This is a genomic window from Enterococcus sp. AZ194 (genome assembly GCF_051713825.1).
Classification (GTDB): Bacteria; Bacillota; Bacilli; order Lactobacillales; family Enterococcaceae; genus Enterococcus_K.
This window is the reverse complement of sequence record NZ_JBIOQR010000001.1, coordinates 2,141,511-2,155,000: the sequence shown is the minus strand read 5'-3', so window position 1 is coordinate 2,155,000 and position 13,490 is coordinate 2,141,511. Positions and strand designations below refer to the sequence as shown.

Sequence of the window (13,490 nt, the reverse complement as noted above, 5' to 3'; positions counted from 1 at the left end):
AAGTTTCAGCAGTCTCAATGGAGTTTTCTTCTTTTAATTCTTCACTAGTACTGCTTATTGTGGTATCTTGAGAAGAGATCTTGGATTCCGTTTTAGAATCATTTCCACACCCTACTAAACTAACAGCTGAGAATAGTATAATTAACCCTAATGTAATTTTTTTCATTTTTTTTAACCTTCCGTTTCTTCATGTATTATTTTAGTTTGTACATATCAAAATATTCATCATCACTCATATTCAGCCTTAAAAGTTCTTTGTATATTAAAAAGCCTTTGGAAAAGAATAATCTTGCCTCACCATCTTCATAGTTATAAACATACATTTCTAGTGGAGCGTACTTGTCTTCATTTTTTACTAGTGATTCTGGAGCCCAATTTAGTATTTCGTTATTGTCAATAGTTTTATCTTTAGGGTTTCCGACGTATTCTATGACCTTTTCTTGTGTTATTCCAGCATCTAAGTTTTGCAAGTTTTGTTTAGAAGTTCTTCCGTGATAATAGAAATAGGCAGATATAATGATTATAACCAGTAGAATGCCTAATGAAATTAGTATAGATTTTTTGTACTTAATAACATGGTTCATTAAATCACTCCCTGTATGAACTTTATAAACACAATGCTTCGTAAAAAGGATTATGATACATTATCTTTTGTTCTAAATTCTTTCCTAGATTTTTTTCAACATTCGAGTAATTCCCTCGCATAATTTTATTGGCTGTAATAGAGGCAGCGTTAAAAGATGCTTCAAAATTAGATTGCATTAACTGCACGAGTCTGATATAGATGGCATTTTGTGATATCCCATACGTACTAGATATCCGAGCTGGATTAGTACCTTCTTTTAATTCATTGATAAATACAGCGTCTGGTAAAAGAATTGCAGATGCACCTATGTTAGCCTGAAACTCAGGAAGCAAGTCTGCTAGGTTATAATTTAATGTTTCTTTTGTATCTGTGAAAATTTTGTTTGAATCATTTAGGTGATACAAGAAATGTATTAGCTCATGTGATATCGTGAAATTTTTTCTTTTGGCTGGCATATTAGCATTAAATGCTAATGTAACCTCATTTGTATCTTTGACAATCATTCCAGATATTGATCTTCTAGCCGCTTTCTCAAAAGGAAAGGGGCGTATTGTAATTCCTTTTGCTATAATATCTTCCCACAAGTAGTTGAAGTTATATTCCTTCAAGCTCATATCTACACCAAACATATACGCTGATATGTATTCGTTTATTTTACTTGAGAATTCCAAATATTCCTCTAACTCAACTGACATAAAAATAGCCCACCTTACTTATTTTCTTCTCGTTCACGTTTGATTTCTTCTAAACGCCAAGCGAAAAATCGTTCCATTTCACTTTCAATTTCATCTAGTTCTTGTTCAGACAATCCGTCAGTATCCATGCGCATTATTACTTGCTTAGACATTGGAACTTCTTCAGCATTCGTCATGTTCGGATTGTCAGTACGTCCTAGAAGATAATCAACACTGACATTAAAATATTCTGCTAGCTCGTTTAGTTTATCTGCAGATGGTTGTTTTCCACTTTTTAAACTATAAAAATAGTTTTCACTGTAACCTAAATCACTAGTTACTTGCTTCATAGTTTTCGAACGTTGCTTTGTAAGAAATTTAATCCTTTCAAATACTGACATAACAGCATTCTCCTTAATATCTTGCAAAAAACAATAAAATAGTGTAGTTTTATCTTTATATAAGTTACACTATAGTGTATATTGTTGTTGTAAGTTAATTTGATAGAAAAAAAGCAAACTAAAAACACATCCTTTAAAGCATAAGTTTGGCGACCGACTGCGATTAATAGGAGTTTCATAGGCTTATTTAACTATGATTATATACTACACTATAGTGTAATTAATGTAAATAGTTTACACAAATTTCTATCATTTTAGCTTACAAAATAATTTAGAAGGAGGGAACACCATGCCAGATACAACAGTTGGCAGAAATAAAATTAGAGATTATTTCGATGATAAAGGTATTTCACTTGTCACTGTAGCCACTTACTTTGATATTCCGAAACAAGACTTGAATGGTTACTTATCAGGAAAAAATCAGAGTAAGAAAGCTCATGAAACGTTAACCGCAATCATTGAACGTTACAAAATTCGTTAGGAGGGGATGAACTTGTCACAACCGATTAAAGCAAAAACTGAGATAGAATTTTATTTGCCACCAGGAACAATACTTGTTCAAAAGTCAGAATGGGACAATTTGAATGATGCGATAGGAAGAGGTGAATGGAAGGACTTTAACTGGTTTAAAAGTAAAACCGGGATTACTAAAAAGGAAGTCTTAGATGACATGATACTTAAACCATTTAGAGATGAATTAGATGTCGAGAACGGTGGATTTGTACACTATCCGGATTGCAAAGGTGACCCTTGGAAATTTTTAAAATTAGCAACAGAAAATTGGTTAGAGACGAATTTCAATAGGGTTTACAGATATAGAACTAATGAACGGTTAGAAGTTGGAAAAATTAAGGAGGAAAGCAGATGAATGAATTAGATAGAACTCTAACAAGCAACGAAGTAGCAGAAATGATTGGGACTTCAAATGGTGAATTAATGAAATCTATACGAATTTATATTGGCTATTTAGCCGAAGGGGAAATTCCCTCGGGCGACTTCTTCATCGAGTCAACTTACAAAGATTCAAATAATCAAGATAGACCAAATTACCTTTTAACTAAACAAGGTTGTGAAATGGTATCAAATAAGCTAACTGGAGCAAAAGGGGTACAGTTTACAGCAAAATATGTAAGCAGATTTAACCAAATGGAAAATCACATCAAACAGCAAGTACAGATTGACACCACACCACGATGCTTGGCAAAACTAGCACTTGCAGCAAGCGAAGAAACAAATCAACGTGTTGACGAGATTGACTACCGCCTTAAAGAAATCGAAGAGAACAAGCTTATCACGACTGAGGACAAAGGGACTATCGATTCCTATGTCAAAAAGAAAGTATATAGCATCTGTCGAGATCAACATCTTGGACAAGAATCAAAAGGCATGCTGTTCCAAGATTTGGGGTCAAGCATTAAACGACTGTTTAACGTGCCCAACAGAGGACGTATCAAAGATAAGGACTTTTTAAAAGTGTTGGAGTTTATCGCTCACTGGGAGCCGTCATCGGTCACTAAAGAGCGTATTAAACAGGTTGAATTCGGGGATATCGCATAAGGGAGGGAGAATAATGTCGGATGTATTTATATATATTGTTTTATCTTTAGTCTGCTATGCAATGTTATTTACAGCATGTTTTGTTGTATGGAAGTACAAGAATAAATATGGACTCATCTTCAATATATTATTGATTATTTTATATACATTCTACTTAATAGTATATTTTTGAAAATCTATGATTTCTTTAATCAATAATAGATGAAAGGTATAAAGATATAGAAATATAGCAAAGAAAGGAAGAAAAAAAGATGAAAAAAAAGCTCCCTGCAGTTTCTGAACAAGAATTGAAAGAAGCTTTTGATTGGGTAGTAAAAACATTTATAGAAAACGGAAATATATTTCCAGCATCAATAAAAATTGTAGGGGAAGGAAAATCTAAAGACGGCTTTTCGGACCTACTTGTTTCGAAACTTGTATTTTCTGCTCCAAATCACCACGAGATGTTCTTACAAGGAGCGTCTGACTACCAACAATAGTATCAGTATAGCCAAATATGATGCCTGTTATAGCTGCTTCATATGGTTTTATCGTGAAAGGCATTTTAAGAATATCTCCTTCAGCAAAAGTTTTAGCCTTTGAGGCATACTCTCCTAGTTTGATTAGCTCATTTTCTACTATTTGTACATTATAGGTTATTCCAGGTTCAACGTAACGATTAAATACAATGCTTGGATCATCACTTAAATGAAATTCTATAATCGTAATAGGCAGAGAACTATTGTTGGTAAGTAGTACTTCGAACATACATCGTAACGGAAGTTGATGATAAATGTCAGGAATCTTGCTAGATTCTCTATCTACAATCCATTCTTCAATATCAGTAATAGGTAAAATTGATAGATTACGTTTTTTTGATTGCCTATCTCTGAAGGAAATATAGAAAGCAAAGGTAGAAAATACTAAAGAAATTATTGGTAAAAAGAACTCTTTAAAAAAAGTAGACACACTAATCCAGTCAATATCAATTGAATTATCAAACAAAGTGATTAACTCCCTATTAATTATTTCAGCGCCCGTTGCTGATAAGGAAATTATACCAAACGAAAGGATGAATAGCATGACCGATTCAATATTAGAAGCACACAAAACAATGACTGTCGAATGGCACAAAGAAAATGATAAGCCTGAACCAGTTAGAAAAGCGTTGAAATACATCAAACAACAGAAAGAAAGGTTGGGAATCAAATGAAGCACGTAACGTTTAGCAAGTTCCTAGAAAAGAACATTTTTCTCGCAATGACCTATTTTTTAGTTGGTGTTGCAGCATCAAATTTTTTGAATACACAAGCGCTTATTTTTGCAATGGGTATCTATGTAACGGTATCCGCAATATATATCAATAGCTTGCGATACAGAGTGAAAAAAGACGACAAAAAAGCGACTCAGCCGGCCAGCATAAAGTCGCAAAAGTAATATTCTCTTACAACTATTATAGCACATTTTAACAAAAATAGAAAAACTCTTGTAACTTTGTATGTGTCAAGTATTTTGCGGTAACCATTATTTTAGAGTGATAGGTACGGCTCTATTTATATTATTTCACTTTCCTACCGCGCTTCGCTTGGTTGAATTGTGTCAAGTAAATCATTTTTGCTAAAAATAATTTACTTGACACAATTGCCATTTGGTAGGGCATTATGAATTTTTTTAACTACATAATCCGCGAATCAGTTTTCCCATGCCCGTTGATGTTTTTTCTTTTCCTGTTACATGTCCGTATTGAATGCCTACATGCTCTTCAAAACGATTCCAACGCTTACTAGTCGTATTTCTTAATGCTTGTTGGCAGCGTTTCTTCAACGCGTCTTCCGCTTCTGCTGGTGCATAATCTGTCATCAAGCATTGTTCAATTTCTTTGTTTTTTATACTTGATATCACTCGCACCATGGCTTCAGCTCCACTCTTTGTCCAATAGCGTCCTTGTCGTTTCATTCGATAGCTGTACACTCTATGATTGCTTTCACAGGTGCCTATGCATTTTTGAATCCCAGCTAAATTTCGTTGTTCAAAAGGTTGTAGCCACTTCCAGTTTCTAGTTAAGTAGTTTTCTAATAGACGCAGAGATTCTCGGTTTTTTTCTGTGTCTTGCTCGTCCACTAACAGGCTCGCCACCGTATCTAACGCTACAACGACCTTGTCCCAACTATAAGCTTGCCAAATAGCCTCCATTAGATACGGCTGTAAATCTTTGAAGTTAGAGAGTCTTTCTTTAATTTTTCGATTAACATGGTACGCGTCTAAAAAGAATTCATGCCGTCTACAATTTCCCGCTAGCTCTTCAAATACATTTTTTTCAAAGCCTGAACCACCATCACTATTACTGATGACAATGGTTTTTTCAAGGCGATACGTGTTTGCTAGGTACTCTTGTGTTTCTTTTAGTGCTTGCTTACGGCTAAGGCTTACAAACTCATGATAATTTTTCAACTGTCTTCGATTTTTCCCGACTGGTCTTGAACCTTCACATACTTGAAATCGATAAATTTCTAATTGGTTTTTTTTCTGACCTTTAATTTGAATACCGTCTCCTTCAATGTAAATCGCTGAAGGTCTTCTCTTTTTATCTTTTCTTTCATCATAGCGTTCTTCCGCCGTTTGTTGGCTTTTAATTTCTTCACCCACCTGTAAGACCAACCGGTTTATTTTTCGATGACTCATGGTGAAGGAAGTCAAGAGTTCTATGGCTTTCTCACTATTCCGATACGTCATTTTGCTGGCAAGCTCCGCAACATTTCGTTTGAGTAAATGACTGTACCTATCATGGCTTTTCAATCCTAAAAAGACATCTAACGCATAAACTGAAGACTCGCCTTCCTTGATGTATCGCCTTCTACGGAATTGAATTTCGCCGAATACTGTCAATAATTTCCGATCGTTCTTTTTTTCTATTTGATACCCTTGTTTTTTGTATTCTCCAATTAAATCATCATCTATTTGTTCAAAGGCCATTGTGATGATTTCTCGGATCAAATTGGCAAGATAAATGACTAATGCTTTTTCTTTTGCAATAAAATGCGATTCACTCTTTAAAATTTCTGCAATTTCGTTTACAATAGTTTCCATGAAGACCATCCTCTTATTGTTATTGGCCGCTAAACCTAACAATTAGAATAATGGTCTTCTTTCTTTTTTTCAAATCTTACCGCAATATATTTTACACTTAGACTTCTAAGTTTGTATGTTTTGGCTAATTCCTCGTAACTTCCTTTTCCATTGAGATAATCTATGGTGGCGGATAATTTTAACGCTACTGAATAGTGCCTATTCTTGGGCGCAGTCAATAGGGCTGTTCCTCCATCATTTTCATAAAGTCTCAACCATCTGACAATGGTAGGCAAAGAAACATTTCCTTCTCTCGCTGCCTCTGAAAGACTTAGTTCATTGTTTAGACAGCTTTCTACTAGTTTCACACGCTCTTCTACTTTTAGCTTCATCAATCTTTTAGTCATAATAAATACCCCCATACTGGACTTATTATGTTTCAGTGTCCTGTATAGGGGTAGCATATCAAAATTTAACAGTCTTTTTTGCCTAAAACAGGCACCTTTATGTTTTTTTTTTGGTTAATGAACTAGCTTATTGAGACTTTTTTTCCTGTTTTGTTTGATTCTGCAGCGGCTTCGTTGATTTGTGTTAATGCTCTAAAATCTGTTGCTGTTAAGGTTGGAGTGTTGATTCTTTTAATTTCGTCAAGCCATTGTTCTAATGGGGAGGGAAGAGCTAGCTTTTCCGTTAAAACTTCTTCTTGCCCATCGATGAGTAAGCGGACTTTTTCTCCTTCGACCAAAAGCGTACCTTTTGTACCATATAATTCCAATTGGAAGGGGCTTCCAGCAGATAGGAAGCCTGTTTCAAGGATACCGATAGCACCCGAAGCATATTCAACTACAACAACCGAATTGTCATCGACATCTGATCGACCGCTTGTTGATTTTAAAGTAGCGGAGACAGTTGTTGCTGGTCCTGCCAAACGATTTGTTAAATAAATTGGGTGGGCCCCTAGATCAATAAACGCACCGCCACCGCAGACCTCTTTGTCAAAAAAGTGTGCCGGAAGCCAGCCTTGAGGATTGCTCATCGTTGGAACAGCACCATCATGAGCAAGACGGCAACGAATCGTTGTTAAGTCGCCTAATTTGCCTTCATCTAATGTTTTTTGAGCAAGTACATAATAATTTTCTGTTAAACGTGGTAGAGAAACCATTAGTTCAACCTGGTGTTTCTGAACAGCTTCTAAAATCTGATCGCACTCGTCAACGGTTAATCCTAATACTTTTTCTGTGAAGACATGTTTGCCAGCTTCAACAGCTTGTAAAATGATTTCCCTGTGCATATTTGTTGGAGAAACCACCACGACTGCATCAATTTCACTTACTTGCAAAAGTTTATCTAAATTCTCATAAAAGGGAACTTCTAATTCTTTTGCCCAGTCTAGACCTCGAGTCTGTACTTCATCCCAAACAGCGACGATTTCCATATCTGGATTTGCTTGTACTTGTTGCGCATAATCGTCTGCATGAACATGCCAACGACTTAGCATTGCTACTTTTAACATATTGACCTCCTAAAACGATTTAATTTATCCCCTTATCGACAATAATAACACAAAAAGGTGAAAGCGTTGTCTCAGATTTGAAGATAACTGAATTAAAATTGTAGCTTAAATTGATGAGTATAAACTTATTTTATCTATCGGTCATAGAGGTCGGATAAATCCATTAAATGATAGCTATTCCTATCCTTATTTTGATAAAAGTTGATTTTCGTTTGTAGGTATTTATTAAACGACTCTTTTCCTGGTTAATTTTCTTGTCGATAGACTCTAGGGCTTTGTCCATAGGCTTTCATATAAGCACGGTTAAAGGAACGCAAGCTCTCAAACCCGCATTCTAAAGCTATTTCAAGTATTTTCCAATCAGTTTCTCTGAGTAATTTACGAGAGTAGTCCACGCGCATTTGATTGAGATAGTTCCGAAAGCCAATTTTAATTTTATCAGAAAAAATTCTAGAAACCGTATAGACACTACAGCCAATTTCTTGAGCAATATCCTGCAAAGTAATTGGTTCAGTAAAATGTTCCGATATATAACGAATGACTTGTGCTGAAGTGGATAAGGACTGACTCTTGGGCCTTGGTTTAAGGATCAAATGATCAAGTAATAAAGCAAAGAACAAATGTAAATAAGCTTGAGTAAGGCGCTCATTTTGATTAAATCCATGCTCTAGAAGATAGTCTCCAATCATTGAGATTTGTGTCTCAACTGTTGAGATATCAATGACAAAATCTATAGGGAGCTTGTTTAGAAAAAGTGGAGCAAACTCGGGAATAAGTTGAGGACTAATGATATACATCAGCATTTCCCCTGTCGTCTCAGCGTAATACTCATGAATACAATTTGAAAAAACCACTGCAGCTTGTCCTTGATGTATTTGGCGGAGTTGTCCTTCATTTTTCAGTGTAATCGTTCCGGAAGTGACAACAACGACTTCTACTTCATTATGTAAATGCGGGGGAAAGTCCAGTTCTTTTGAAGGTTGAATCAATGCTTCATTTACGCGATGTTCAAATAAAATAGCCATACGAATCTCCCTTTCTAAAAAAGAGCAATTATTGTCTAGTATTCTCCTCTTTATGACAAGTTCTAATTTTAAATCCATGCTACCATTGTATGCATCAAGAGTAAAGAAAGGGGTAACATAAAAAATGAAAAAAACTATTGTAGTTGGATATGGTGGGATGGGTTCATGGCATGCCAAGGCATTGAAGGCAACAGGTATATTAGAGGTAATCGGCGTTTATGATATCCGCGAAGAAGTGTTTGAGAAGGCTGAAGCGCAAAACTTGACCGTATTTCATTCTTTTCAAGCGGTCTTAGATAGTCCAGCAGAAGTAATTATTGTAGCCACACCTAATGATTCTCATAAGAGTTATTGTATCCAAGCTTTAGAGGCAGGAAAAAATGTCGTCTGTGAAAAACCGGTGACGCTGTCTTCAAAGGATTTAATGGACATCATAAAAGTCAGTGAGCAATCATCTGGCATTTTTACGATTCATCAAAATCGTCGATGGGATACCGATTTTCGTATCGTTAAGGAGATTTTCAAACAAGAGTTGATTGGGGAACCGTATTTTATCGAAAGTCGTGTCAATGGTTCGAGCGTATTTCTCCATGGATGGCGGGATTTTAAAGTTAACGGTGGTGGAATGTTATATGATTGGGGCGTTCATTTGATTGATCAGCTTTTACAATTAACGACCGCCAAAGTAACTTCTGTGACTGCTCAAGTGAAAAGTATTTTTTCTGAAGAAGTGGATGATAACGTAAAATTGATGCTGGGTTTTTCTAATGGCTGGAGTGTGGTGGTGGAAGTTGCGACGAATTGTTTTATTCCATTTCCTCGTTGGCACTTATCTGGAAAAGCGGGAACGGCAATTATTGAAAATTGGGAAGGAGAAGGTCGAATCATTCAGCTTATTGAAGGGAGTGATCCGACTTGGAGTAATGAAATTGTTTATACAGCGGCAGATCCTACAAGAACGATGGCTCCTCGAGCAAAAACAACCATTCAAGAGTTGGATTTGCCGATAGTGGTGGACAATCAAAAAGGATTCAATCAAAATTTTTACTCAGCCGAAGCGTTTTATGGGAATTTGGTGGATGCGATAGATGGGAAGACCGAACCCATAGTCAAACCTAGTGAAGCGTTAAGAGTTATAAAAGTATTGGAAGCTGCATTTGAGTCAGCAAAAATAAACCAGGGAATTCGTTGCGATTTATAGAGAAGGAGAGGATGAAAATGATGAAAAAAGCCTTAATTATTCAAGGGGGTTGGGATGGTCATGAACCAGAGAAGACGAGCAAACGTTTTGGCAAAATGCTGGCAGATACAGGGGAGTGGACTGTTCAAATTGAAGATAATTTAACTTGTTTGGAGAATTTTGAATGGTTAAGTACGCATGATTTATTGGTTGCTTGTTGGACGATGGGAGAAATTACCTCTGAGCAGTCAAATAATGTCTCAAAAGCTGTAGGCGCCGGGATGGGATTAGCTGGCTGTCATGGAGGAATGTGTGATTCTTTTCGTCAAGATACCGAGTGGCAATTTATGACTGGTGGGCAATGGGTTTCACATCCTGGGGGCGATAATATTAATTATACAGTCAATGTTTTTCCAAACTCTAGCCCAATTACTGAGGGAATATCTGATTTTCCAGTCTGCAGCGAACAGTATTATGTCCATGTAGATCCAGCGATTGAAGTTTTAGCAACGACTCGCTTTCCACATCCAGATGTGCCTTACTATCATGTGTCGAACAAGCCGGTAGATATTCCTGTAGCATGGACGAAATTTTGGGGAAATGGTCGCGTGTTTTATCAATCGTTAGGTCATCATGATGATGTATTTGAAAAATCACCAATGGCTGCGCAACTAATGAAAAATGGTCTATTATGGGCTGGCGACAGTAAACAATATGTAAAAGAGCATCAGTTGACAACAGAACGCTTTGAAAATAGCGCAAAGATGTATTAGGAGGAGTCCAAATGAGTAAAATTCGCGTAGCATTTGTTGGTGTTGGAGAGATTAGTGATATTTATTTAAAAAATTTGACCACTTTTTTTAAGAATAAAATCGAAATTGTTGGACTTTGTGACTTGATTCGTAGGAAAGCCGAGTTGGCAGCAGAAACTTATCAAATTAAAAAAATCTACGAGGATATGTATCAAGTGTTTGCTGACGAATCTGTAGATATTGTATTAAATTTGACGCGCCCGAATGAACACTACGAAGTGACAAAAGCAGCCTTAGAGTCAGGAAAGGCCGTCTACTCTGAAAAACCTTTAGCTTCCACATTTGAGGATGGTCAAAAGCTATTCGCGTTGGCAAAAGAACGTAATTTACTTGTGGGAGGGGCACCAGATACTTTTTTAGGTGCAGGCATTCAAACGTGTAAAAAGTTGATAGAGGGAGGAATCATCGGAACCCCTGTTGGTTTCAGTGCCTCAATGATTTGTCGGGGGCATGAAACCTGGCATCCTGGTCCAGCTTTTTATTATGAGTTTGGCGGCGGTCCAATGATGGACATGGGGCCATATTATGTCACAGCTTTAACGACCTTACTAGGCGCGGTTAAAACCGTGACAGCAAAAACAAAAACGACTTTTCCAAAAAGGCTGATTACTAGCGAACCTCTGTCTGGGAGCTGGATTGATGTCGAAGTTCCGACTTTTGTTACAGGAATTTTAGAGATGGCTAGTGGTGTAACAGGGACATTGTTTACAACCTTTGATTGTTATGAAGAAGAGCAAGCGAGCATAACAATCTATGGATCTGAAGGGACGTTGAAAGTGCCGGATCCCAATACTTTCGGTGGGCCTGTTTATTTATTATCTAAAAAAAGTCAAGAATATAAAGAAATCCCGCTTCTGTTTGATTACGAAGACAATTCTCGTGGACTGGGGTTACTGGGTATGGCTAGTGCATTGAAGGATAAGAAAAAGTTTCCGGCAGATATTTCCCAAACCTATCATGCGTTAGAGGTAATGACTGCTTTTCAGAGAAGTAATGATCAAGGGAAAACAATCGTGATTGAATCGGAAGTATAAACCAGGAAAACCATTACATCAGTTTTTTAGATGCAATGGTTTTTGTTTTTGTCCGGTGCCGTCTATTCAAAAAGTTTTGTTGAGTGGGCGGCAGTGGAAACAAAGGCTTACTTTTAATAGTAATGTACATGATAAGGAAGTATTGTCAGCCATTGAGTGTCATACTACTCTTAAAAAAGATGCTTCGACTTTGGATAAAGTAGTCTTTATTGCAGACAAAATCAAATGGGATAGGAATCAAAGTGCACCTTATTTGTATCAATTGAACAGAGCATTGGAGAAGTCTTTGGATGACGGCTGTAGAGTATATATTCGGTGGGCTTTAACAGATATCATTGTTTTGCATCCGTGGTTGAAGGAAGCCATGGAGGATTTAGGGATGAAATAAAGCATGTAGTCGCTAGCGCGTGATTACATGCTTTTTTGCGGTTCATCGGAGATCTATTTTGGCAATGTCTTTTTTATAAGCAACATAGAGGGAGACTTCCAGTTGCCCCCGGCTAGCCATTCTTTAACCATTTTTTAAATGCATAGCAAATGCCGGTTATGCCATAGATGACGCCTAAAATACAGACAAGGTAGAGTAGAAGAGGGTTATTTAGGACCAGAGCTAGCGCGGATAATAAACAGAGTAGGCTGGTAAAATACAGACAATAGCTACAAGATTTTGCTGTTTTAGCCAGTTTTTCTTTTGGAAGCTCGTTAAATGTGTTTCCAGCCAGTAATCTCAGCCATTTCCCTTTTTGAAATTGTCTACCAACGAGTAATAATCCTAAAGCAAAAACGATAGTTAGAGCGGCTGCAATGAATAGCATTAGTTGACCTTCTTTCTAGTGGTTGTTATTTTTCAGAGTCCAAATCTTGAATTTTTCCAGTCCTTAACGATACATTTCACCGACTGCTTGGATTTTAGAAATGATAGCTGGTTCATCAAGAGATACCGTTTCAGTCGCGTAAGGAGCGAGGGCTTTATTTTCTCCGACTTGAATGGCATGTAGGCTATTTTGGAACATTGTAATATCGTTTGCGTCATTGCCAAAAGCGATGTAGGAATTGGGTAAAAGACCGAGTGTTTGAAGGGCTCGCCATTTGTGGATGCCACTTGGGCTAATGTCTAGTACCGCTTCATTTTTGTGTTTGTTTAGATAAATAGCCAGTTTGGCTAAGTCTACTTCTAGTTGTTCAGGGTTGTTGGAAGATAAAATGAGAATCTTAATAATTTGGTCTAAAGACTCGAACGGGCGTTGTTTTGCAAGCTTTGCAGGGTCGACATTTTTCAGTATAGGATGTGTGCTTGGTCCTGTATAAGCATAATCCCAAGTGTCATCGATGAGATAAGTCGCCTCGTATTTTGCAATCAATTGCATGATTTTATTTAACTCAGTTTCATGAAATGTCTCCGAGTGAATGATCTGGTTGTTCTTAGAGATGAGCGAGCCGTTTCCACCGATTAGAATGTGTCGATGAAATCGTTTGTCTATAATAGGGAGCATGTCTCTAATTGGTCGAGCGGAGGCAAAAAGGACTTTACCGCCTGCCGTTTCCAAGCTGGTTAATGCTTCTAAAATATTTTCTGAAAGAGGCTCTCCTTTAAAGCAGAGGGTCCCATCAAGGTCAAATATATAGTTCATGTTATCCGCACTTTCCGTTTATATCGTTAGTG

20 protein-coding genes (1 of these 20 only partly in view) are annotated in these 13,490 nt (G+C 36.9%); 9 read left to right on the top strand and 11 right to left on the bottom strand.

The features are described 5' to 3' along the window. The 4 genes in view from IGI37_RS09980 to IGI37_RS09965 are tightly spaced (at most 28 nt apart) and all read right to left on the bottom strand, a layout consistent with a single transcriptional unit that may run on beyond the window. Nucleotides 1–166: the beginning of a hypothetical protein gene (locus IGI37_RS09980; protein WP_438761607.1), read on the bottom strand. 380 nt of this gene lie to the left of the window's left edge; the window shows 166 of its 546 coding nt (coding positions 1–166); it begins with the start codon at nucleotides 164–166; its stop codon lies beyond the left edge, outside the window. A 28-nt stretch (nucleotides 167–194) separates the two neighbouring features. Beyond that, nucleotides 195–584, bottom strand: coding sequence for a hypothetical protein (locus IGI37_RS09975; RefSeq protein ID WP_438761606.1), 390 nt, complete (start codon nucleotides 582–584; stop codon nucleotides 195–197). 22 nt (nucleotides 585–606) lie between these two features. Next, the gene (locus tag IGI37_RS09970) at nucleotides 607–1,281 is read right to left on the bottom strand and encodes an ImmA/IrrE family metallo-endopeptidase (RefSeq protein ID WP_438761604.1); all 675 of its coding nucleotides are present in this window, start codon (nucleotides 1,279–1,281) and stop codon (nucleotides 607–609) included. Between the two features lie 14 nt (nucleotides 1,282–1,295). After that, a complete protein-coding gene (locus IGI37_RS09965; RefSeq protein WP_438761603.1) occupies nucleotides 1,296–1,661 on the bottom strand; it encodes a helix-turn-helix domain-containing protein in 366 nt (121 codons plus the stop codon). Between the two features lie 289 nt (nucleotides 1,662–1,950). Here IGI37_RS09965 and IGI37_RS09960 point away from each other — a divergent pair, with 289 nt between their 5' ends. Genes IGI37_RS09960 through IGI37_RS09950 form a run of 3 tightly spaced genes read left to right on the top strand, consistent with a single transcriptional unit; the run spans nucleotide 1,951 to nucleotide 3,218 of the window. Beyond that, nucleotides 1,951–2,142 (top strand): hypothetical protein, encoded by a 192-nt coding sequence (locus IGI37_RS09960; RefSeq protein ID WP_438761601.1) that lies wholly within the window; start codon nucleotides 1,951–1,953, stop codon nucleotides 2,140–2,142. Between the two features lie 12 nt (nucleotides 2,143–2,154). Beyond that, the gene (locus tag IGI37_RS09955) at nucleotides 2,155–2,529 is read left to right on the top strand and encodes a DUF771 domain-containing protein (protein WP_438761600.1); all 375 of its coding nucleotides are present in this window, start codon (nucleotides 2,155–2,157) and stop codon (nucleotides 2,527–2,529) included. Next, nucleotides 2,526–3,218, top strand: coding sequence for a Rha family transcriptional regulator (locus IGI37_RS09950; RefSeq protein ID WP_438761598.1), 693 nt, complete (start codon nucleotides 2,526–2,528; stop codon nucleotides 3,216–3,218). The genes IGI37_RS09955 and IGI37_RS09950 overlap by 4 nt, the downstream gene beginning before the upstream one ends. A 378-nt stretch (nucleotides 3,219–3,596) precedes the next feature. Here IGI37_RS09950 and IGI37_RS09945 read toward each other — a convergent pair whose 3' ends face one another. Further along, nucleotides 3,597–4,202 carry a hypothetical protein gene (locus IGI37_RS09945; RefSeq protein WP_438761596.1) on the bottom strand — a complete coding sequence of 202 codons (606 nt, stop codon included), beginning with the start codon at nucleotides 4,200–4,202 and terminating at the stop codon, nucleotides 3,597–3,599. 76 nt (nucleotides 4,203–4,278) lie between these two features. Here IGI37_RS09945 and IGI37_RS09940 point away from each other — a divergent pair, with 76 nt between their 5' ends. Further along, nucleotides 4,279–4,410 carry a hypothetical protein gene (locus tag IGI37_RS09940; RefSeq protein WP_438761594.1) on the top strand — a complete coding sequence of 44 codons (132 nt, stop codon included), beginning with the start codon at nucleotides 4,279–4,281 and terminating at the stop codon, nucleotides 4,408–4,410. Beyond that, nucleotides 4,407–4,634, top strand: a complete 228-nt coding sequence (locus IGI37_RS09935) for a hypothetical protein (protein WP_438761593.1) — start codon at nucleotides 4,407–4,409, stop codon at nucleotides 4,632–4,634. Before IGI37_RS09940 ends, IGI37_RS09935 begins: the two co-directional genes overlap by 4 nt. A gap of 234 nt (nucleotides 4,635–4,868) precedes the next feature. On the opposite strand, the gene IGI37_RS09930 is transcribed toward IGI37_RS09935, so the two are convergent. The 4 genes from IGI37_RS09930 to IGI37_RS09915 form a co-directional block, all read right to left on the bottom strand. Continuing rightward, nucleotides 4,869–6,284 carry an ISLre2 family transposase gene (locus IGI37_RS09930; protein WP_438761592.1) on the bottom strand — a complete coding sequence of 472 codons (1,416 nt, stop codon included), beginning with the start codon at nucleotides 6,282–6,284 and terminating at the stop codon, nucleotides 4,869–4,871. 35 nt (nucleotides 6,285–6,319) lie between these two features. Then, nucleotides 6,320–6,670 carry a hypothetical protein gene (locus IGI37_RS09925; protein WP_438761575.1) on the bottom strand — a complete coding sequence of 117 codons (351 nt, stop codon included), beginning with the start codon at nucleotides 6,668–6,670 and terminating at the stop codon, nucleotides 6,320–6,322. Between the two features lie 122 nt (nucleotides 6,671–6,792). Next, nucleotides 6,793–7,776 (bottom strand): Gfo/Idh/MocA family protein, encoded by a 984-nt coding sequence (locus IGI37_RS09920; RefSeq protein WP_438761590.1) that lies wholly within the window; start codon nucleotides 7,774–7,776, stop codon nucleotides 6,793–6,795. A 245-nt stretch (nucleotides 7,777–8,021) separates the two neighbouring features. After that, nucleotides 8,022–8,801: a helix-turn-helix domain-containing protein gene (locus tag IGI37_RS09915; protein ID WP_438761588.1), complete on the bottom strand. Its 780-nt coding sequence runs from the start codon at nucleotides 8,799–8,801 to the stop codon at nucleotides 8,022–8,024. Nucleotides 8,802–8,925: 124 nt separating this feature from the next. Here IGI37_RS09915 and IGI37_RS09910 point away from each other — a divergent pair, with 124 nt between their 5' ends. From IGI37_RS09910 to IGI37_RS09895, 4 genes are all read left to right on the top strand, one after another. After that, nucleotides 8,926–10,002, top strand: coding sequence for a Gfo/Idh/MocA family protein (locus IGI37_RS09910; protein ID WP_438761586.1), 1,077 nt, complete (start codon nucleotides 8,926–8,928; stop codon nucleotides 10,000–10,002). A 17-nt stretch (nucleotides 10,003–10,019) separates the two neighbouring features. Further along, on the top strand, nucleotides 10,020–10,754 hold the full coding sequence (locus IGI37_RS09905) for a ThuA domain-containing protein (protein WP_438761584.1): 735 nt from the start codon (nucleotides 10,020–10,022) through the stop codon (nucleotides 10,752–10,754). An 11-nt stretch (nucleotides 10,755–10,765) separates the two neighbouring features. Further along, nucleotides 10,766–11,827 carry a Gfo/Idh/MocA family protein gene (locus tag IGI37_RS09900; RefSeq protein WP_438761582.1) on the top strand — a complete coding sequence of 354 codons (1,062 nt, stop codon included), beginning with the start codon at nucleotides 10,766–10,768 and terminating at the stop codon, nucleotides 11,825–11,827. Between the two features lie 190 nt (nucleotides 11,828–12,017). Then, complete coding sequence (locus IGI37_RS09895; protein WP_438761580.1) at nucleotides 12,018–12,215, top strand: hypothetical protein; 198 nt, start codon at nucleotides 12,018–12,020, stop codon at nucleotides 12,213–12,215. A 112-nt stretch (nucleotides 12,216–12,327) separates the two neighbouring features. Here the strand turns inward: IGI37_RS09895 and IGI37_RS09890 are convergent, their stop codons facing one another. Both IGI37_RS09890 and IGI37_RS09885 read right to left on the bottom strand, forming a co-directional pair. Beyond that, nucleotides 12,328–12,642, bottom strand: coding sequence for a hypothetical protein (locus IGI37_RS09890; RefSeq protein ID WP_438761579.1), 315 nt, complete (start codon nucleotides 12,640–12,642; stop codon nucleotides 12,328–12,330). 63 nt (nucleotides 12,643–12,705) lie between these two features. Further along, nucleotides 12,706–13,458, bottom strand: a complete 753-nt coding sequence (locus IGI37_RS09885; RefSeq protein WP_438761577.1) for an HAD-IIB family hydrolase — start codon at nucleotides 13,456–13,458, stop codon at nucleotides 12,706–12,708. Between the last annotated feature and the right edge of the window lie 32 nt (nucleotides 13,459–13,490).